General features: G+C 71.0%; 18 protein-coding genes. 12 read left to right on the top strand and 6 right to left on the bottom strand.

Translation table 11 applies throughout. The annotated features are described in order from the left end of the window. Positions 1 to 200: 200 nt before the first annotated feature. Positions 201 to 1,382, bottom strand: a complete 1,182-nt coding sequence (locus B5557_RS32115; protein WP_079662723.1) for a D-alanyl-D-alanine carboxypeptidase family protein — start codon at positions 1,380 to 1,382, stop codon at positions 201 to 203. Between the two features lie 183 nt (positions 1,383 to 1,565). Continuing rightward, positions 1,566 to 1,892, bottom strand: a complete 327-nt coding sequence (locus B5557_RS32110) for a hypothetical protein (RefSeq protein ID WP_079662722.1) — start codon at positions 1,890 to 1,892, stop codon at positions 1,566 to 1,568. Between the two features lie 204 nt (positions 1,893 to 2,096). Between B5557_RS32110 and B5557_RS32105 the strand changes: the two genes are divergently transcribed. From B5557_RS32105 to B5557_RS32085, 5 genes are all read left to right on the top strand, one after another. Beyond that, positions 2,097 to 2,642: a DoxX family membrane protein gene (locus B5557_RS32105; RefSeq protein WP_079662721.1), complete on the top strand. Its 546-nt coding sequence runs from the start codon at positions 2,097 to 2,099 to the stop codon at positions 2,640 to 2,642. Positions 2,643 to 2,679: 37 nt separating this feature from the next. Then, positions 2,680 to 3,075: a MazG-like family protein gene (locus B5557_RS32100; protein ID WP_079662720.1), complete on the top strand. Its 396-nt coding sequence runs from the start codon at positions 2,680 to 2,682 to the stop codon at positions 3,073 to 3,075. A gap of 168 nt (positions 3,076 to 3,243) precedes the next feature. Beyond that, complete coding sequence (locus B5557_RS32095) at positions 3,244 to 4,086, top strand: hypothetical protein (protein ID WP_079662719.1); 843 nt, start codon at positions 3,244 to 3,246, stop codon at positions 4,084 to 4,086. Beyond that, the gene (locus B5557_RS32090; protein WP_079662718.1) at positions 4,086 to 6,308 is read left to right on the top strand and encodes a bifunctional serine/threonine-protein kinase/ABC transporter substrate-binding protein; all 2,223 of its coding nucleotides are present in this window, start codon (positions 4,086 to 4,088) and stop codon (positions 6,306 to 6,308) included. The genes B5557_RS32095 and B5557_RS32090 overlap by 1 nt, the downstream gene beginning before the upstream one ends. Beyond that, positions 6,308 to 8,566, top strand: a complete 2,259-nt coding sequence (locus B5557_RS32085; RefSeq protein WP_079662717.1) for a bifunctional serine/threonine-protein kinase/ABC transporter substrate-binding protein — start codon at positions 6,308 to 6,310, stop codon at positions 8,564 to 8,566. Before B5557_RS32090 ends, B5557_RS32085 begins: the two co-directional genes overlap by 1 nt. Before the next feature lie 94 nt (positions 8,567 to 8,660). Here the strand turns inward: B5557_RS32085 and B5557_RS32080 are convergent, their stop codons facing one another. Then, positions 8,661 to 10,130, bottom strand: a complete 1,470-nt coding sequence (locus tag B5557_RS32080; RefSeq protein WP_079662716.1) for an APC family permease — start codon at positions 10,128 to 10,130, stop codon at positions 8,661 to 8,663. A gap of 25 nt (positions 10,131 to 10,155) precedes the next feature. Continuing rightward, positions 10,156 to 10,854, bottom strand: coding sequence for a FadR/GntR family transcriptional regulator (locus tag B5557_RS32075; RefSeq protein WP_079662715.1), 699 nt, complete (start codon positions 10,852 to 10,854; stop codon positions 10,156 to 10,158). 149 nt (positions 10,855 to 11,003) lie between these two features. On the opposite strand from B5557_RS32075, the gene B5557_RS32070 reads away from it, so the two are divergent. The 5 genes from B5557_RS32070 to B5557_RS32050 all read left to right on the top strand — a co-directional run bounded on the left by B5557_RS32070 (position 11,004) and on the right by B5557_RS32050 (position 14,262). Beyond that, positions 11,004 to 12,437 (top strand): amino acid permease, encoded by a 1,434-nt coding sequence (locus tag B5557_RS32070; RefSeq protein ID WP_079662714.1) that lies wholly within the window; start codon positions 11,004 to 11,006, stop codon positions 12,435 to 12,437. 245 nt (positions 12,438 to 12,682) lie between these two features. Next, on the top strand, positions 12,683 to 12,955 hold the full coding sequence (locus B5557_RS32065) for a type II toxin-antitoxin system Phd/YefM family antitoxin (protein ID WP_079662713.1): 273 nt from the start codon (positions 12,683 to 12,685) through the stop codon (positions 12,953 to 12,955). After that, on the top strand, positions 12,952 to 13,215 hold the full coding sequence (locus B5557_RS32060; protein WP_079662712.1) for a Txe/YoeB family addiction module toxin: 264 nt from the start codon (positions 12,952 to 12,954) through the stop codon (positions 13,213 to 13,215). The genes B5557_RS32065 and B5557_RS32060 overlap by 4 nt, the downstream gene beginning before the upstream one ends. A gap of 127 nt (positions 13,216 to 13,342) precedes the next feature. Continuing rightward, positions 13,343 to 13,693, top strand: a complete 351-nt coding sequence (locus B5557_RS32055) for a type II toxin-antitoxin system Phd/YefM family antitoxin (RefSeq protein ID WP_079662711.1) — start codon at positions 13,343 to 13,345, stop codon at positions 13,691 to 13,693. Between the two features lie 14 nt (positions 13,694 to 13,707). Then, positions 13,708 to 14,262, top strand: a complete 555-nt coding sequence (locus B5557_RS32050) for a Fic/DOC family protein (RefSeq protein ID WP_231976106.1) — start codon at positions 13,708 to 13,710, stop codon at positions 14,260 to 14,262. Here B5557_RS32050 and B5557_RS32045 read toward each other — a convergent pair. Continuing rightward, entirely contained in the window at positions 14,246 to 14,692 is a 447-nt protein-coding gene (locus tag B5557_RS32045) for a DUF2034 domain-containing protein (RefSeq protein ID WP_231976105.1), read from the bottom strand. The two genes, B5557_RS32050 and B5557_RS32045, sit on opposite strands and share 17 nt — an antisense overlap. Positions 14,693 to 15,058: 366 nt before the next feature. Here B5557_RS32045 and B5557_RS45445 point away from each other — a divergent pair, with 366 nt between their 5' ends. Then, the gene (locus B5557_RS45445; protein ID WP_331716847.1) at positions 15,059 to 16,222 is read left to right on the top strand and encodes a transposase family protein; all 1,164 of its coding nucleotides are present in this window, start codon (positions 15,059 to 15,061) and stop codon (positions 16,220 to 16,222) included. A 74-nt stretch (positions 16,223 to 16,296) separates the two neighbouring features. Then, a complete protein-coding gene (locus B5557_RS43970; protein ID WP_269460228.1) occupies positions 16,297 to 16,896 on the top strand; it encodes an MFS transporter in 600 nt (199 codons plus the stop codon). Between the two features lie 102 nt (positions 16,897 to 16,998). Here B5557_RS43970 and B5557_RS32030 read toward each other — a convergent pair whose 3' ends face one another. Continuing rightward, positions 16,999 to 18,009 carry an LLM class F420-dependent oxidoreductase gene (locus tag B5557_RS32030; RefSeq protein ID WP_079665123.1) on the bottom strand — a complete coding sequence of 337 codons (1,011 nt, stop codon included), beginning with the start codon at positions 18,007 to 18,009 and terminating at the stop codon, positions 16,999 to 17,001. Positions 18,010 to 18,034: the final 25 nt, after the last annotated feature.

The following is an 18,034-nucleotide window of genomic DNA, read 5'->3' as shown; positions in this document are numbered from 1 at the left end:
CCGCCCCATTGCGGCCGGTTACGGAGATATGCTCAACTCTCCTGCACAAGAACTTCACACTTGGGGCACGAAAGTTCCGCAAGGAGCGACCGTAAGCCATACCGAGGGGGGAAGGGCAGCCGTCCCACGGCCCCGCGTGGGGGTGGACCTCGCTGGGACCGCGAGGTACGCACCGGGGCCGTGGGACGGCTGCCGCACCATCACTTCTCGGAAGTCTGCGCGGAAGTCTCCACAGACGGTGCCTCACGGGCGCGACGGGTGCGGCGCCTGCGCAGCGCGTACGCCCCGCCCGCCGCCAGGGCCACCACTCCCCCGGCGCCGCCGAGCACGCCCCAGCCACCCGGCCCGCCCGATCCGCCGCCGTCCGCCGTGGAGGCCCGCGCCCCGGCATGCGGGACCTCGCCGGAGGACGACACCCGCGCCCCGCCCTCGCTCAGCGCCTCGGCCAGCGTCCCCACGGCACGTGCCGAACTCCCTTGCGCGAAGCCCCAGTCGAGCAGCGCAGCCGTCTCCTCGTAGACGGCGTTGTGGCCGCTGCGGGGATGCAGCACGGTGACGACGAGGGTGCGCCCGGCGCGGGTCGCGGCGCCGGCGAAGGTGTTACCGGCGTTACTTGTGTAACCGTTCTTGACGCCGATCATCCCCGGATACGGCGTCACCCCGTTCGTGCCCGACAGCAGCCGGTCGGTGTTCTCGATGGGAATCGTCTTACCGCCGCCGGCCGGGAAGCGGACGCTCCGCGTGCCGCAGTAGGCGCGGAAGTCGGCGTTCTTCAGCCCGTGCCGGGCGAACAGGGCGAGATCGTGCGCGGAGGACAGCTGGCCCTCGTGGTCGTAGCCGTCAGGGCTGACGACATGGGTGTCCAGCGCCTGGAGGTCGGCCGCTTTCGCCCGCATCTCGGCGACCGTCTTCGCGACCCCGCCGTTCATCCGCGCCAGCACCTGCACGGCGTCGTTCCCCGAGCGCAGGAACACGCCCTGCCACAACTCCTCGACGGTGTACGTGACCCCGGCCTCGACGCCGACGAGGCTGGACCCGGACGGGACGCCGGCCAGGTCCGCGTCGGTCACCGTGTACCGCTCGGTGCGCTCGAACCTGCCGAGCAGGGTGTCCGCGAACAGCATCTTCAGCGTGGAGGCGGGCGCGAGCCGCAGATGAGCGCGGTAGGAGGCGAGCACCTCACCGCTGTCGTGGTCGGCGAGCAGCCAGGCCCGAGCGGTCAGCTTCTCCGGCAGGGGACTGCCCCCGTCGACCTGGACACCGTCGGCGAGCGGCGGACGGCTCGTCGGCGAGACCGACGGTGCGCCCAGCGGCGCGGCGGCCGCGAACGCCAGCAGAGAACGCCGGGACAGACGCGGGGACGAGCGCGAGAATGCGTGCACTGCGGGACCGTACAAGGAAATTGTGTAAAACTGGAAATCGCCACTCAACCCCCGCCACCTGGGCTTTTACTCAGTCCCGCGCAAAGGTTCCGCCCTGGTAGACCGCCGGCGACCGCCGGCGACCGCCAGACACGCGGCACGTTCCCGGTGAGGGGTGGCCGGTGGGGGGCTCGGGCGGCGGGGCTAGGCCTGCCCGGTCTCGAAGCGGGAGATCCGGCCGTCGTCCTCGACCGTGAAGCTCCACCTGGTGCGCATCTCGCCCCAGGTGTCGTTGCGGTAGTCGGCGATCAGCGCCCGGCCGCCGGCCATCTCCTTCGTGACGTCCATGTGGCCGTGCGAGGAGAAGATCTCCTGGTCGATCCACTGGACGAGATCACGGTCGGAGCCGTCGTCCGACATGGTCGCGCCGGGAGTGAGAAGGCTACGGAAGGCCTCCTCGTCATGGGCGTTGACGGCGCTGACGAAGGCGCGGACGGCCGGGTCGCTGAGTTTGGCGGTCTGAATCGTCATGCCAGCCACACTCACACCGCCACCCGACCGCCGCCACCCGACCGCCGCCACTCGAACGGCGCCACTCGAACGGCGTCCAGGACGGGCCGGACGGGTGTGAAGGGTGCGACGGTGGAAACGCGGAGGGGACTGTTTTCTTTCGTTGCCCGCTGTCGACCGCTGCCCACGCCTTTGTCGCCCGCGCCTTTGCCTCAGGGAGTCACCGTGACCTGTTACGACCGTCGTGATCTGGGACTGCTGCTGCTCCGGCTGGGCACCGGCGGAGTGCTGGCGGCCCACGGCACACAGAAACTGTTCGGCTGGTTCGGCGGCCACGGCCTGGAAGGCACCGGCCAGTTCATGGAGTCCGTCGGCTACGAGCCGGGCAAGGCGAGCGCGACGGCGGCGGGCCTGGCGGAGGCGGGCGGCGGCACGCTCCTCGCCCTGGGCCTGGCCACCCCGGCGGCGGGCGCGGCTGCGGTCGGCGCGATGGCGGGCGCGTCCGCGGTGCACGCCCCCAACGGATTCTTCGCGGCGAGCGGCGGCTACGAGCACGCGGCCTCCCTCGGCCTGGCCGCCGCGGGCCTCGCCGTCGCGGGCCCCGGCCGCCTCTCCCTCGACCACGCCCTCGGCCATCTGGTCGACCGCGGCTGGATGGTCCCGGCCGCCCTGGGCGCGACGGCGGCGGCCACGGCGATGATCATCGGCCTGCGCAGCCAACGGCTGCGGCGGCGCGAGCAGGGCGAGCAGGAGGCCCTGTTCGAGGAGTAGCCACCGGCTGCCGGGGTGAGCTGACAGGCTGCGACGCATGAGCATCGAGAACCAGCAGCCCACACCCGCCACCCCGGCCATCCCCGCCACCCCGGCCGACCTCTGGCCCACCGTCGACGCCCTGTGGACCTGGCTGGAGGCCAACCGTGCACACGACGGCCGCGAGGGTCTGCTGCTGCGCATGCTGAAGCTGTCGGAGGAGGTCGGTGAGGTGGCCCAGGCGGTCATCGGCGCGACCGGCCAGAACCCCCGCAAGGGCACCACCCACACCTGGGAGGACGTCCAGGCCGAACTGTGCGATGTCGTCATCACGGCGCTGGTGGCCCTACGGACGCTCACGCCGGAGGCGGAGGCGGTGTTCGCACGGCATCTGGGACGGGTGGCGGAGCGGTCGTTGGGCAGCACCGGCGAGGGCGGGGCCGACGCGCGCTGATCCGTCCGCACCCTGTTCGCCTTTCCCCTTGTTCACCTTTCCCCCTGCTCTGTCCCAGGTTTCACCGAACCGCCCGCCCGCTTCTCACATACCTCTGTACGATCACCGCACGCGAGCGGGGGCAGGTAGGCGGAGGGGGCGAGGTTGAACGACAACGCTGGTAGACGCATGGCGACTTGGCCGTGGCGGGTCGCTGCGTCGGTGGCCGGGGCAGCCGTATTGCTGGGCGGCTGCGGCTCCGGTGGCGACGACAAAGCGGCCGAGCCGGGCCCTTCGGCATCGTCCCGGTCCGCGGCTCCGACCGCGTCCGGCTCTCCGTCGGCCTCCTCTCCGTCGGCCTCCTCCTCCACGGGTGGTGACGCGTCGTCGCTCACGCCGTTCCAGGCCGACCCCGCCCAGGTGCCCAGGACGAAGCGGCAGGCCGAGGCGCTGGCAGCGGCGGTCGCGCTGAAGCCGGAGGCGTGGGGCGCGGACTTCCGGGCCCAGCAGCCGGCCGCGAGCACGCCCGGCACCGTCGCCGTGCTCGACGAGCAGTGCCGATGGGAACGGCGGGCGCTCCCCCGGGGTGTCCTGGCCTCCCTGTCCCGCTACAGCGAGATTCCCGCCGTCGGCGGCAAGGGCGAGATCAAGGTGACCGCGGCGGTCACCGTGCACGCCACGGTGCTCGACGCCGACGACCAGCTGTCCACCACGCTGGAGGAGCCGTTGCGCTGCCGGGAACAACAGGTCCGTACCGATGAGCGGATCTCCGAACTCATGTCGGTCGGCAGTCCCTACGGCCAGGGCGGCAACAACTACGCCGACGACGAGGTCGTCGAGATCGGCAAATACCTCACCGGAAACAGCAAGCAGACATACCGCTGGACGGTCGCCAGGATCGGCACGGTGGTCGTGACCACGTCGGTGAAGGGCGCCAGGGGTTACTCGGACGACGAGCTGACCCGGCAAGCGTCGCTCGCCCTCACCACGATGCTCGGCAGCGTGAAGTCCGAGCTCGGAGTGGAGAACTGATGGAACCGCTGCGTTCGTCCGATCCCGCGCGTATCGCGGACCATCGCCTGCTCGGGCGGCTCGGCGCCGGAGGCATGGGCGTGGTGTACCTGGCGCGCACGCCGGGCGGCGCCCTGGTGGCGCTGAAGGTGCTGCTCGCCGAGTACGCCGAGGAGCCGGGCTTCAAGGAGCGGTTCCGCCGTGAGGTCGAGGTAGCCCGGCAGGTCGACAGCCCCTGGGCGGTGCCGCTGGTGGACGCCGACGCGGACGCCGAGGCACCGTGGCTGGCCACCGCGTTCGTACCCGGCCCGTCCCTGGGCGAGGCGGTGTCCGCGTACGGGCCCCTGACGGAGCGCGGGCTGCGGCTGCTCGGCGCCCGGCTGGCCGAGGCGCTGAGCGAGGTGCATCGGGCCGGGCTGGTCCACCGGGATCTGAAACCGGGCAACGTGCTGATCGCCCACGACGGGCCGCGGCTCATCGACTTCGGCATCGCCCGGGCGCCGGAGGACACGACGCTCACGGCGACCGGGATGGTGGTCGGTACGCCCGGCTATCTGTCGCCCGAGCAGGCCGAGGGGCGCGGTGCAGACGGCGGCATCGGGCCGGCGAGCGACGTGTTCTCCCTCGGGTGTGTCCTGGCGTTCGCGGCGACCGGCCGGGCGCCGTTCGGCAGCGGAGCGGTCGACGCCCTGCTGTATCGGGCCGTGCACGATCCGGCGGACCTCGACGGAGTGCCGGCGGGGCTGCTGGAGGTGCTGGCCCGCTGTCTGGAGAAGGATCCGGACCGGCGGCCGGGTGCCGAGGAACTGGTGCGGGAGCTGGCGGTCGACGGCGCCGCGCAGGACGCGGAGGCGTCCGAGTGGCTGCCCGAGCCGGTCACCCGGCTGATCGCCGAGCGGTCGTCCGCCGCGCTCGCGCTGCCGGACATCGAGCACACGCTGGCGCCGTCCGACGCGCCGCCTGATTCCGGGCCGGCGGAACCCGACACGCGCGAGACGTCCGAGTCGCCGGAGCCGCGCGACGCCCGCCCGGCCGGCCGGCGCCGATTCCTCCTGCTCGCCGGTGGCGCCGTGGCGCTGACGGCGGGCGCGGGCGGGACCTGGTGGGCGGTCGCGCGGGACGACGACCCGGGAGACGACAGCCCTGCCGCCGCCGCGTCCTCGCGGCGCCCGGTGCACACCGTCGCGATGCACGGTGACCTCAGCGGCCCGCAGCGGGATACGGGGAGGGCTCAGGAGCGCGGACTGCGGCTGGCCGTCGCGGAGTTCAACGCGCGCGGCGACGCCCCGTTCACCGTGAAGGTGAGGGCCGTCGACGACGCGGGCGATCCGGCGACCTCGGCCCGGCTCGCCACGGAACTCGCGGACGATCCGGCGGTCCTCGCGGTGGTCGGCCCGACCACCGACGCCACGGCGCAGACGGCGCTCGCGAAGTACGACGCCGGGCTGCTGCCGGTCGTCGCCGTGTCCCCCGGCGGGATCAACCTCGTTCTCCAGGGGTTCCGCTCATTCCTGCTCGGGCGGCTGCCCGACTCGGTGCTTCCCGTCTATGTCAGCAACTACCTGCGCGGGACGGCGCGTTCGCGCAAGGTCGGCATCGTCCTCGACCGCCCGGCCGGCAACTACGGTTCGGAACTGGCCAGTTCCCTCAGCAACGCACTCAACGGCGTGCAGCAGCCGTTGGTACCGGAAGTGGTCAGCGCGATGCGCCGCGACTTCGGCAGCGCGGTGGACGCGATGCTCTCCGCCGGCGCCGACTCGGTGTTCTTCGCCGGTCTGCCCGACCGGGGGGCGTTGATCGCCCAGACGTTGCGCAAGCGCGCCTTCCAGGGAGCGCGCGTGTCCGGCCCGGCCCTGCTGGACGGGACGTTTCTGACGGAGGCTCAGGAGGCGGCCGAGGGCTGGGCGATGGTGGCTCCGGTCATCGACGCGACCCAGAAGCCCGAGGCGCGGAAGTTCGCCGCCGCCTACCGCGAGCGCTTCAAGGAGGCGCCGCCTCGTTACGCGGCGGAGGCGTACGACGTGACCGGGATGCTACTGAAGGCCCTGGCGGCGCTGCCGTCGAAGGACCGTACCCGGGAGAAACTGCTCACGGCCGTGCGGGCGGGGAAGTACGAGGGCATCACCAAGCCGTTCGCCTTCCAGGCCACCGGCCTGATGGTCATCGACGGCACCGGTGGCTTCCTCTGGCGGGTCGAGCAGGGCGACTTCGTGTACGGCGGCCCCGCGCCGCTCACCGTCTGATGGAACCCCTGCGGACCGGCGACCCGTCCCGGATCGGCCGCTACCGTCTGCTGCGGCGACTGGGCGCCGGCGGCATGGGCGTGGTCTTCCTGGCCCGTGCGCCGGGCGGAGCGATCGCCGCGGTGAAGACGGTCCGGTCCTCGTACGCCGACGAGAGCGGTTTCCGCGCCCGCTTCCGCCGGGAGATCGAGGCCGCCCGGCAGGTGGAGAGCCGCTGGGTGGTGCCGCTGCTGGACGCGGACGCCGACGCGGAGACTCCGTGGCTGGCGACCTCGTACGTGCCGGGGCCCTCGCTCGCCGAGACGGTGGACACCTTCGGTCCGCTGTCGCTCGCTTCCGTGCGGGTGCTGGGCCTGCGGCTCGCGGAGGCGCTCGACGCGGTGCACGGGGCCGGTCTCGTGCACCGCGACGTGAAGCCGGGGAACGTCCTGCTGGCCCCGGACGGGCCGCGGCTCATCGACTTCGGCATCGCCCGCGCGCCGGACGCCACGGCGCTCACCTCCAGCGGCGTGATCGTCGGCTCGCCGGGCTTCCTCTCGCCCGAGCAGGCGCGGGCGCGGGGCGGGGAGATCGGCCCGCCCAGCGATGTGTTCTCGCTGGGGTGCGTGCTGGCGTTCGCCGCGACCGGGGTACGGCCGTTCGGCGGCGGTGGGGCGGCCGGCATGCTGCTGCGCACAATCTACGAGGAACCAGATCCGGCGGCGATCCCGGACGGCCTGACGCCCCTGCTGAGAGCCTGCCTGCACAAGGATCCGCCCGGCCGCCCGAGCCTCGCGAGACTCCGCGAGACGCTCGGGGAGCGAGCGGAGAGAGGGGAAAGAGGGGAGGGGGCGGAGGGACCGGAGAGGCCGGAAGCAGACCCGGCCGAGCAGTCGGGCTGGCTGCTGCCCGAGCCGGTCACCCGGCTGATCAACGACCGGTCCGCCGCTGTGCTCACCCTCGGCGCCATCGAGTCGACCCAGGTGTCCGCACCGGCGAACCCGGTGTCGCCGGACGCCGCGACGCTGACGGCCGTCACGGCTGCCCCGCCTGCCGTGCCCGGCGTCCGCCGCCGCAGCTTCCTGCGTCTCGGCTCCACGGCCGGGGTCCTGGCGGCCGGTTGCGGCGGGGCCTGGTGGTGGAGCACCCGCCCCGGGACGGCGACGACGCCTCCGTCGGAAACGAGCCCGCGTCCCGAACTCGTCGTGGCGTTCCAGGGTGATCTGACCGGGGCCCGGAAGGAGAGCGGCAACGCCCAGCTCAACGGCGCCCGGCTGGCAGTCGAGCAGGTCAACGCCGAGAGCGGCCACCCCTTCCGCCTGAAGCTGCTCCCGTACGACGACGGCGGCGACCCGGCCCGGGCCAGAAGCCTGGCCGAGCGGCTGCCGAAGGACGTCGACGTCCTCGCGGTGCTGGGGCCCACCACCGACGCGTGTTTCCTCAGCGCCGAGGCCGCGTACACCAAGGCGACGATGCCGGTGGTGTCCGTCTCGGTGGACGTCGATCTCGAGGGCAGGTCGTTCGGCTACAACCAGTTCCGCTCCCACGCGGCGCTGCATGTCACGGAGTCCCTCCTCGCCGCGCCCTGCGTCCGCTACCTCAGCAACCACGTCGACGCACGCAAGGCGTTCCTGGTGGACGACCGGGCGCAGGGCGACGTCGCCTGGACCCTGTGCGACCAGACCCAGCGCGCACTGCGGCGGGCCAACCGGGACGCCACGCTGACCAGCGTCGCCGCCGGAAAGATCGACTACGCGTCGCTGGCCGCCGCGGTGCTGTCCGCGGGCGCGGACTCGGTCGTGTGCACGGGCGACGCGGCGCGGACCGCCGGACTGGCAGTCGCCCTGAAGGCAGCCGGATTCACCGGAACCCGTATGGCGACGGAGCGGGCCTTCGGTCCCGCGTTCCTCGCCGCCGCCGGCGCCGCCGCGACGGGATGGGTCTTGGTCACCTCCTTCGTCGACCCCACGGTCCGCCCCTCCGCCCGCGCCTTCACCGCCGCCTACCGGGCCCGGTTCGGCGCTGCCCCCGGCTGGTACGCGGCGGAGGCCTACGACGCCGTGATGTTCCTGGCCAAGGTCTGCACGAACAACGGCACGGCGGTGCGAGAACGGGGCGCGATCGCCCGCAGACTCCGCGAGGTCGCGCACACCGGAATCACCCGCACCGTCAAGTACCGGCAGAGCCACGGCTTCAACGACGACGCGATGTTCGTCTACCAGGTCGCCGACGGCAGGTTCCGTTACCTCGGGCAGTATCAGGAGGCTGCCCTCTCGTGAAGGGCGAGGTCCGTCGTCGGGGTGTCCGGCCCGGTACGGCCGCGCACGGCAGATCGACGAGCAGACCCCGGAGCGGCGCACCGGGCCGCTGTGTTCACTCCGCGTCGGCGACGACCGACCCGACGCGTTCGGCCAGGCCCGGGTCGCGTCTGACCAGGAGGGTCGCGTAGCAGACGGCGGCGAGGAGGGTGGCCAGTGCCGCGTACGGGAACCAGCTGTACGGGGCGGGCTGACCGGGCTTGGCGAGGTAGTAGAGGGGGACCAGAACGGCGAGGGCGCCGACCGCGGGCAGCACCACGTGCCGCACGATCCGGAACTCCTGCGGACGGTATCTGCGGTAGTACAGCGGCAGCGCGATGTTGGACGCGAGGTAGACCAGCAGGATCAGGATGGCCCCCAGACTCGAGGACTCGGCGAAGAAGACCACCGGGTTCATCTCACCGCCGTCCCCGAGCAGATGCCCCAGCCCCCAGCCCGCGATGATCAGCAGCGCGGTGGCCGCGAAGGTGACGATCGCGTTGTTCGGCGTACGGCGGGTGGGGTGGACGTACCCGAAGAAGGATGGGAGCAGGCCCTCGCGCCCGGCGTTGAACACCAGCCTCGCCTGGGAGTTGATGCCCGCGATCAGCACGCCGAGGGTGGAGGTCAGGCCGCCGACGTAGGCGAGCAGCGCCAGCGCCCCGAGGGTGTGCTGGGCGACGTCGATGAAGGGGATCCGGGAGTCGCCGAGCCGCTGGACGTCGTAGCCGAAGCCGGTCACGGTGGCATAGGAGAAGAGGATGTAGCTCACCGTCATGATCGCGACGGAGGAGAAGACGGCGCGGCCGACGTTGCGCCGCGGGTTCTCGGTCTCCTCGGCCAGTGCCGCCGAGTTCTCCCAGCCGATGAACAGGTACACCGCCAGCGGGAAGCCCGCCGCGAGACCCTTGACGCCGTGGGTGAGGTGGGAGGGCAGGAACGGCGCCGCGGAGAGGTTGCCCCGGTGCTCGACGATCGCCGCGACCGAGACCACGACCAGTACGAGCATCTCCACGCCGAAGAAGTAGCCGGCCCACTTGGTGGACACCACGATCCCGCGCAGCATCAGCACCACCGACAGGCCGGTCAGCAGTAGCGTCCAGGTGATCCACGGCAGGTCGACGCCGGTGTAGTGGTGCAGGGTGATCTGCATGAACCCGCCGGAGATCGCGATGACGGAGGCCATCGCGATGATGTAGCCGAGTCCGGCGAGCAGAGCCGTCGTCACCGCGCTGACCGGCCCGAAGGTCTTGCCCACGAAGGTGGTGAAGCTGCCCGCCGAGGGGTGCGCCCGGGAGAACTCGGCCAGCGTGTTGCCGAACAGCGCGACCGCCACCCCCGCCGCCACGATGGTCAGCGGGGACGCGACGCCCGCGGTGGTGGCCAGGAAGGCGAAGCCGAAGAAGAAGCTCATGGCCGGGCCGACGTTGGCCATCGTGGCGGCGGCGATGTCCGCCATGCCGAGGACGCCGCCACGCAGCCGCTGGGGCGTGCCGCCGGCGGGGCCCGACGTCGACGACGGTCCGACAGGTCGGGGGTCAGGCATGGCGACATCTCCTTCTCAGAGCGGGTCAGCTCGGGCCGGCGTACCGGTGGGCCTTCACCGCTCGTACCGCCGGGTCCATGGCGCCACGGGTGAGTTCGTCGAGCAGGTCGGCGTGGCAGCGATTGCGGGCGTGTACGACCGCGGAGTCCGGGGCGGGCCGCAGCAGGCACTGCCGGCCGAGCAGGTCGGCGGCGAACTCGCGGATCCCGGCGCCGCCGAGCGTCTCCGCGAGGTCGAGGTGGAAGCGGGTCTCCAGTTCGAGCAGTCGTGCCGGGTCGTCGGCCAGGTCCATCTCCTCGACCAGCGCGCGCAGCCCCTCCAGCCGGCCGTCCGGGACCTCGCCCGCGGTGTGCGCCACGAGCCCGCACTCGAGCAGCAGATGGAAGGCGTCCAGTGAGGCCGCCTCGTCGTCGTCGTGCATCACGGCGACGACCGTGTCCCAGTCCGCCGCGACGAAGGTCCCGCCGGCCCGGCCCCGGCGGCGGTCGAGCAGGCCGTCCTGGCACATGGCCTCCAGCGCGCGGCGCACGGTGATCTCGCTGATCCCGAGCTCCTCGGCGAGGACGCCCGCGTCCGGCAGCCGGTCTCCCGGCGACACGGACCTCAGACGCACCCGCAGGGCGATCCGGGACCGGACGAGCTCCGCTCCCGTGGGGCCCCGACCGGCCAGGACGCGGGTGTCCCAACCGCTGTAGGGGCCGAACTTGCCCGCTGCATTCACCACGGCGCCACCTTAACCGGGTGCTGACGGGTGCCTGAAAAATAGAGCAAGGTGAACAGTTAAACAAGTCTTGTTCTTTTCGATCGTACTGAACTAATTTCCAGGCACCCCAGGTCCGTCCTCCCTGTCCGCTCTCCCTCCTGGATGTCGAGATGACCACAACCCTCCCCAAAACCGATCCCACCGAGTCCGGCGGCCTGCAGGCCGGACTCAAGAACCGCCATCTGTCGATGATCGCCATCGGTGGTGTCATCGGCGCCGGCCTGTTCGTCGGCTCCGGCTCCGGCATCGCCGCCGCCGGCCCCGGCATCCTCGTCTCGTACGCGCTCGTCGGCGTCCTCGTCGTCCTCGTGATGCGCATGCTCGGCGAGATGGCCGCGGCCAACCCCACCTCCGGTTCGTTCTCCGCCTACGCGGACCGCGCGCTCGGCCGCTGGGCCGGCTTCACCATCGGCTGGCTGTACTGGTTCTTCTGGGTCGTGGTGCTCGCCGTCGAGGCGACCGCCGGCGCCAAGATCCTCGCGGGCTGGATCCCGGCCGTCCCCCAGTGGGGCTGGGCCCTGATCGTCATGACCGTCCTCACCGCCACCAACCTTGCCTCGGTCAGCTCCTACGGCGAGTTCGAGTTCTGGTTCGCCGGCATCAAGGTCGTCGCCATCGCCGCGTTCATCGTGATCGGCGGCCTCGCGCTCTTCGGGCTGCTGCCCGGCTCCGACCATCCGGCGAGCGGCTTCTCCAACCTCACCGCGCACGGCGGCTTCCTGCCGAACGGGCCCGGCGCGATCCTCACCGGCGTCCTGATGGTCGTCTTCTCCTTCATGGGCAGCGAGATCGTCACCCTGGCGGCGGGCGAGACCGCCGACCCGCGGGCCGCCGTCACCAAGGCCACCAACAGCGTCATCTGGCGCATCGCGGTGTTCTACCTGGGCTCGATCCTGGTCGTGGTCTCGCTGCTGCGCTGGGACGACCCCGCGATCCTCAAGGACGGCTCGTACGTCGCCGCCCTGAGCTCCATCGGCATCCCGCACGCCGCGCAGATCATGAACACCATCGTGCTGACCTCGGTGCTCTCCTGTCTCAACTCCGGCCTCTACACCGCCTCGCGCATGGCCTTCTCCCTCGGCCGCCGCAGCGACGCCCCCGCCGCCTTCGGCCAGACCACGAACCGCGGCGTCCCCCGCGCGGCCATCCTCGCCTCGGTCGTCTTCGGCTTCGTCGCCGTCGCCTTCAACTACCTCTGGCCCGACACGGTCTTCCAGTTCCTGCTCAACGCCTCCGGCGCGATCGCCCTGTTCGTCTGGCTGGTGATCTGCTTCTCCCAGCTGCGGATGCGCAAGATCATCCAGCGGGAGTCGCCGGAGAAGCTGATCGTCCGGATGTGGCTCTACCCCTACCTGACCTGGGCGACCATCGCCCTCATCACCTTCGTCCTGGGCTACATGCTGACCGACACGGCAGACGGCGGCGGCCGCGACCAGGTGGTGCTGTCCACGGCGGTGGCCGCGGCCGTGGTGGTGTTCGCGGTGCTCCGCGAACGGCTGACGGGCAGGAACAAGACGACGCAGGACAGCACCCCCACGTCCTGACGGCTCTGACGCTTGTGGGCGGGACGGTCCGGACCGACGACGGTCCGGACCGTCCCGCGGGAGGACTGCGGGCAGGTACCGCAGGAGCCCTACTCCCCCTCGCGGCCACACCGAACTCGTCGCCCACCGGACGTCGACCGACTCCCCCGGCTCCTTCACAGCCGACAGCCACCCGGGCAACTGGTACGTATTTCCGTACCAGTCCGGTACGATGTTAGGTACCACTTCAAGAGAGGACGGGTGCTATGGCCCTCACCGCCAGCGAGGCGCGCAAGGAACTTTTCCCCCTGATCAAGAAGGTCAACGACGACCACGCGCCGGTACGCATTCACTCCAAGAACGGCGACGCCATCCTCATGTCGGCAGAGGACTACGACGCCTGGCAGGAGACCGTCTACCTCCTGCGTTCGCCGGCCAATGCCCGCCGTCTCATGGAAGCCGTCGCCCGCGACCGTGCGGGCCGGACAGGGGTCACCAAGACCCTGGAGGAGCTCCAAGAACTGGCCGGTGAGGAGTGAGGGACGTCAACTTCGACCCAGCCGCCTGGGACGACTTCCAGCACTGGCTCGAGACCGACCGCAAGATGGTGCGCCGCATCGTTCGCCTCATCGGCGAGATCCAGCGCGATCCGTTCAACGGCATCGGGAAACCCGAACCGCTCAAGGGAGACCTGTCCGGCTACTGGTCGCGACGCATCGACGACGAACACCGCCTCGTCTACCGAGCCGACGACAAACAGGTCAAGATCCTCAAGGCTCGTTACCACTACACGGACTAGCTGAGCCGCGGCTCAGCCTCCGGGCCGGGGTCGGGGATACCTCCAGGGCCGACCGAGGCGGAACACTCACCGGAATCCGTACTAGAATCTGTACAGAATCAGGCCTCTATATGGGTACGGTGACAGCATGGAGATTCCCGAGGTCGTGACCGTCAGCGACGCGCGCGCACGACTGTCGCGGATCCTGACTGACCTGTCGGAGTCCGGCGCGGATGCCCACCCGGTCCTGATCGGCGCCCACCGCAAGCCCCAGGGCGTCCTCCTGTCCGTCGAGGCCTTCGAGGCACTGAGCGGCCGAGCCGCACGGCGTGCGGCCGTCGCCTCGGCCACCGGCTCCATCGAGGCCGAGGGGCTCCACGCCTCCGAGGCATCCGACCGCGACACCGAGGCGTACGTAAAGGGCGACCTCGACGTGGACACCCTTGTCGCCCGCGCGATCGCCCGCCACGGACAGACTTCGGAGCGGCGGGCAGGGTGAATGATCCGTACGCCATGCCCAGCGGCGTACTGCGCAACAAGCTCGGCATCACCGACCATCAGCTGCTCGACGCAGCGGAGGCCGACATCACCCGGGCGCGCCTCCTCATGCTCACCGAACGCCCCCTGCCCGGCGCGTATGACCTCGGCCATCTCCAGGCGTTCCATGCCGCAATCTTCGGCGACATCTATCCGTGGGCAGGCGAGTTACGCACCGTGAACATCGCCAAGCGCACACCGTTCTGCCCGGCGAGAAACCTGGTGTCCTACGCCGGAGAGGTCTTCGGCCGTCTCGCCCCCTCCGGTCATCTGCGGGATCTCCCCCGGCAGGAATTCGTCATCCGACTGGCCGAGCTATACGGCGACATGAACGTCCTCCACCCGTTCCGCGAGGGCAACGGCCGTGCCCAGCGGGCGTTCCTGGCCCAACTCAGCACCGATGCGGGATACGACCTGAACTGGTCGGGCATGGACCCCCAGCGCAACGAGGACGCCTCGGTGAAGAGCTTCCTCGGCGACAACAGCCTGTTGGAGCAGGTACTCGACGAGCTCATCACCACCACGGGGTGACGCCTCTGTCTCCCGACCGGCAGGCGCGGCGCCTGCTGGTCGGCACGTGCCAGACCGAAATGGACTGCGCCGGTTTCTGGATCACCATCGTCCGGCCGTCCGGCAGACGACCGACGACGTCGGCACCGTTGTCATGCGAACCGCCCACCCGCCGGACTTCCGTACACCCGTCCCTACGGCACAGGTCGGCGACCAGCTCCTCGAACTCGGTGCCCGTCATCGCATCCACCTCGGCCAGGGTCCGCCGACCGGCTTTCACTGCCTCGTCCTGCCGCCAGTGGCGGTCCCGAGCACGTACCCTCCGGTCGGTACGCCACAGCCACCAGCCCGCCGCTCCCACACCGCCCAGGAGCACACTCCCAACGACGTACGGCCACACCTGCGACCAGAACACCATCAGCACGATCAGCAGCCCGCCACCGCCGAGCACGATCGGCTTCGCTCCCGTCCCCTGCCAGCGACTACCTGCGGAGCCCTGTCCACGTCGAACAGCCATCTCGGCCTCCCCCCGCACCTCCTGAACCGAGAGTCTGCGCAATGCAGGACAAGCCTGGAAGAGCGCATGTCAGCCATGGCCGAGTCGGCGCGGGATTGTCTACTAGTTCGCCTTACCCTTCGAACCTCGGCGATGGGGTCTGAAGGACGCCACCGGCTGCGCCTGGAACTGATGGCGCAGACCCCTGCTGACCCCTGCCCGGGCACTGGCCACGGGCCAGGACGCTTGACGCTTGCTACCTGACGGCTGTGAGCGAAGCCGAACCAGCGATCGTGATCTGCCGGACGGCATCAGGCACGCCTGGCGGCTCGGCCGCGGCGACGGGCTGTAGGAGCCGGGGCGAAGCGCAAGTTCGTCTTCGTCGACCGCCTGCTGGCCACACTGGTGAGTCTGCGCCATGGCATCACTCATGACGTGCTGGCCTGCTGGTTCGGCGTGGACCGCTCCACCATCACGCGCGCCATCGGCGAGGTGCGGCCCCTGCTCGCGCAGCGGGGATGCACCGTCGCGCCGGACGTGCGGCTCCGTACCCTCGCCGAAGTCGTCGAGTACCTGGGCGTCGGTGGTCGGACCGGGATCATCGACGGCACGGAGATCCGCGTGCGACGCCCCACCGCAGGCCGCAAGGACCGGGACAGATTCGTCTCCGGCAAGACCAAGCAGAACGCGGTGAAGTCCATGGTCCTCACGGACGCCGAAGGGTGCCTGCTGTTCTGCAGCCCGGTCCGGCCGGGCAGTTGTGCCGACATCACCCAGGCGCGACAGCTGAGCCTGGTCCAGCTCCTGGACGGCGGCCCGTTCATGGAGATCCTCGCGGATGCCGGCTACCAGGGCATCGGCGCGCAGACCGGCGGACGGGTGGTGACGCCGCCCCATCGCAAGTTCAAGAAGAACGCTCCCGCCTGGTACGAGGAACGACACGAGCAGCAGCGCAAGGCCCACTCCTCACGACGCATTCGCGTCGAGCACGGCATCGCGCACCTGAAAAACTGGCGGGCTCTCACCCGCCACCTTGGGCGACGCGAGCACATGAGCGACATCGTCCGAGCGGTCGCCGGTCTGCTCTCACACCAGCAGACCACCACCCTCGGCGGCAACGCCGCACACCTTGCGTGCCACGGCCAACCGTGCACGAGGTCATTAGGCCCTGTCGTCACATTCCCGCCTGCCCGGCGACGCCTGGCACGCACTCCCTCACTCTCGTCTTCGCTCGAGCGGGGGCACCCCCATGCCGCGTTGCCGAACCGCCCACGTGGCTCCTCTCCCATCGGGGGCGGCTCCGGCGCCTTGCGATCGCACGCACCAGACGCCGCCGGGCCCGCCCTTCGGGCGGACGACGGGAATTCGAGGGCCTGGCCGACCGAAGCCGCACCGTGCCGAGGGCGACGACTCGGCACGGTGCGGCTGTCTGCGTGTTCAGGTCATCCGGCGTTGAAGTGGTACGAACCCGCCCGGGCCCGGTAGACCTTGTAGGCGGCACCGCCGGAGGTGTCGTCACGGACGAAGGCGACGCCCCGGGGCGCGGTCACGGACCTGTCCTGGGTGGGGACCCGATCCTGATCGCCCAGTTCTTCGTCTTCAGCATCACGTTCGGGTTGTTGACCACGTGGCTTCCGCAGTACCTGGTCCTCAGCGGCTTCCAGATCAGCAATGCGCTCGTGTTCAGCACGGTCACCAATGGCGGCCTGGTGATCGGCGGCATCATGGGCGGCCTGCTACAGGACCGCGTGGGCGCCAAACCCGTTGTCATCGGGTACAGCCTGCTCGGCTCGGCCGGGCTGCTCCTGCTGGGCTTCGCCCTCCACACAACGGCGGTGATCTACGTGGTCTCCTTCGTCCTCGGATTCTCCAGCATGCTCTTCATCATGAACGGGTTGGTGGTGAACAGCTATCCGGTGCAGGCGCGGAGCACTATGGTCGGGCTGGCGTTCGCCGTCGGACGCGTGGGCTCGATCGTCGCGACGTCTCTCGGTGGCCGGCTCGCCGCGGCAGAGCTCGGGCCGCGCTGGAACTTCTGGGTGTGGATTCTGCCGATGCTCGTCCCGGCGTTCGTCCTCGCGTTCGTCCGGCCCGCCAGGCCCGAGCATCAGACGGCTGTGCCGGCGACCCGCGCCGTGGCCGGCGGGCGGACGGGCTGAGCCGCGCAGAACGGGCGGCGGCCGATGTCGGCGAGGGCAGTGACGTAGCGGCGTCGCTGCCCTGCCACCACGGGCTGCGCCTCGTTGGTGCGACCGGGGTGGTCAGCCGGCTTCTTTCCGGCCCGCGATCTCTCTCAGCAGGGCGAGAGTGCGCCGCCCTCCGCGATCGGCGTCCACACTGGCGGGCACCACGGCGATCTCGTCAACACCGGCCGCCGCGTACTCGGCGAGCCGGTCGCGGACGGTCGCCTCGTCGCCCACCAGTCCCACCGCACTCACGAGCTCTTCGGGGACCGCCGCGAGCAGCTCCTTGGGATGCGGGCGGCTGCGGGCGAAGGCGACCAGGTCTCCGAAGCCGGCCTCCGTGAACATCTCGGCGTATCCCGGTGCCGCGAGGTAGCCCACGACGCCCCGGCGCAGCTGGTCGACGGCCGAGGGGTCCGCGTCCACCGCGCCGATCACCCACGCGGTCACGGCGGGCGGGGTGCGTCCCGCCTCGGTGGCGTCCTCGCGCATCTGGTCGACGAGAGCGGCGGCCGAGCGGGGCGTGATGAGGTTGAGGACCATGCGTTGGGCGTACCGCGCGGCGGTGCGGACGGCGCTGCGGCCGAAGGCGGCGATCGCGATGGCGGAGTCCGGCGGGGCGAGTCGCAGCCGGTAGTCGTTGGTGGTGACCGTCTCGCCGTTGAACCTCGTCTTCTCGCCGTCGAGGAGCGACCTGAGCGCCTGGGCGGTCTCCCGCAGCCGGACGGTCGAGCGTTCGCGGCTGCGCCCGTGCCACTCGCCCACGACCAACGGGCTGGACGTGCCGAGCGCGACGTCCACGCCCCGGCCGGACAGGTCGGCCACCGAGGCGACACCGCGGGCGATGAGCATCGGATCCCGCACCGCGACCGCGAGGGGGCCCACCGTCAGGTGCAGGCGGCCCGCGCGGTCGGCGATCCGGGTGGCGAGGGCGAAGGCGTCGTAGGTCGCCATCTCCCCGATCCACAGGCGGTCGTAGCCCAGCTCGTCCGCGAGCTGTGCGGTCAGCAGGGCCTCGGCCGGGGGGCGGTCCTGCCAGTAACCGAGCGAGACGGCCAGTGAGGGGGTGGGGGATTCCCGGTCTGTCATGAGAACCGATTCTGTCGTGCGATCC

Source organism: Streptomyces sp. 3214.6 (assembly GCF_900129855.1).
GTDB lineage: Bacteria > Actinomycetota > Actinomycetes > Streptomycetales > Streptomycetaceae > Streptomyces > Streptomyces soliscabiei.
This window is presented reverse-complemented; position numbering and strand designations above follow the sequence as displayed.

Bases quoted from the DNA above. Each gene is read 5' to 3' on its own strand.
- B5557_RS32110 (WP_079662722.1), bottom strand. From the start codon at position 1,892: ATGACGATTCAGACCGCCAAACTCAGCGACCCGGCCGTCCGCGCCTTC.
- B5557_RS32100 (WP_079662720.1), top strand. From the start codon at position 2,680: ATGAGCATCGAGAACCAGCAGCCCACACCCGCCACCCCGGCCATCCCC.
- B5557_RS32095 (WP_079662719.1), top strand. From the start codon at position 3,244: ATGGCGACTTGGCCGTGGCGGGTCGCTGCGTCGGTGGCCGGGGCAGCC.
- B5557_RS32090 (WP_079662718.1), top strand. From the start codon at position 4,086: ATGGAACCGCTGCGTTCGTCCGATCCCGCGCGTATCGCGGACCATCGC.
- B5557_RS32085 (WP_079662717.1), top strand. From the start codon at position 6,308: ATGGAACCCCTGCGGACCGGCGACCCGTCCCGGATCGGCCGCTACCGT.
- B5557_RS32080 (WP_079662716.1), bottom strand. From the start codon at position 10,130: ATGCCTGACCCCCGACCTGTCGGACCGTCGTCGACGTCGGGCCCCGCC.
- B5557_RS32070 (WP_079662714.1), top strand. From the start codon at position 11,004: ATGACCACAACCCTCCCCAAAACCGATCCCACCGAGTCCGGCGGCCTG.
- B5557_RS32065 (WP_079662713.1), top strand. From the start codon at position 12,683: ATGGCCCTCACCGCCAGCGAGGCGCGCAAGGAACTTTTCCCCCTGATC.
- B5557_RS32055 (WP_079662711.1), top strand. From the start codon at position 13,343: ATGGAGATTCCCGAGGTCGTGACCGTCAGCGACGCGCGCGCACGACTG.
- B5557_RS32050 (WP_231976106.1), top strand. From the start codon at position 13,708: ATGCCCAGCGGCGTACTGCGCAACAAGCTCGGCATCACCGACCATCAG.
- B5557_RS32030 (WP_079665123.1), bottom strand. From the start codon at position 18,009: ATGACAGACCGGGAATCCCCCACCCCCTCACTGGCCGTCTCGCTCGGT.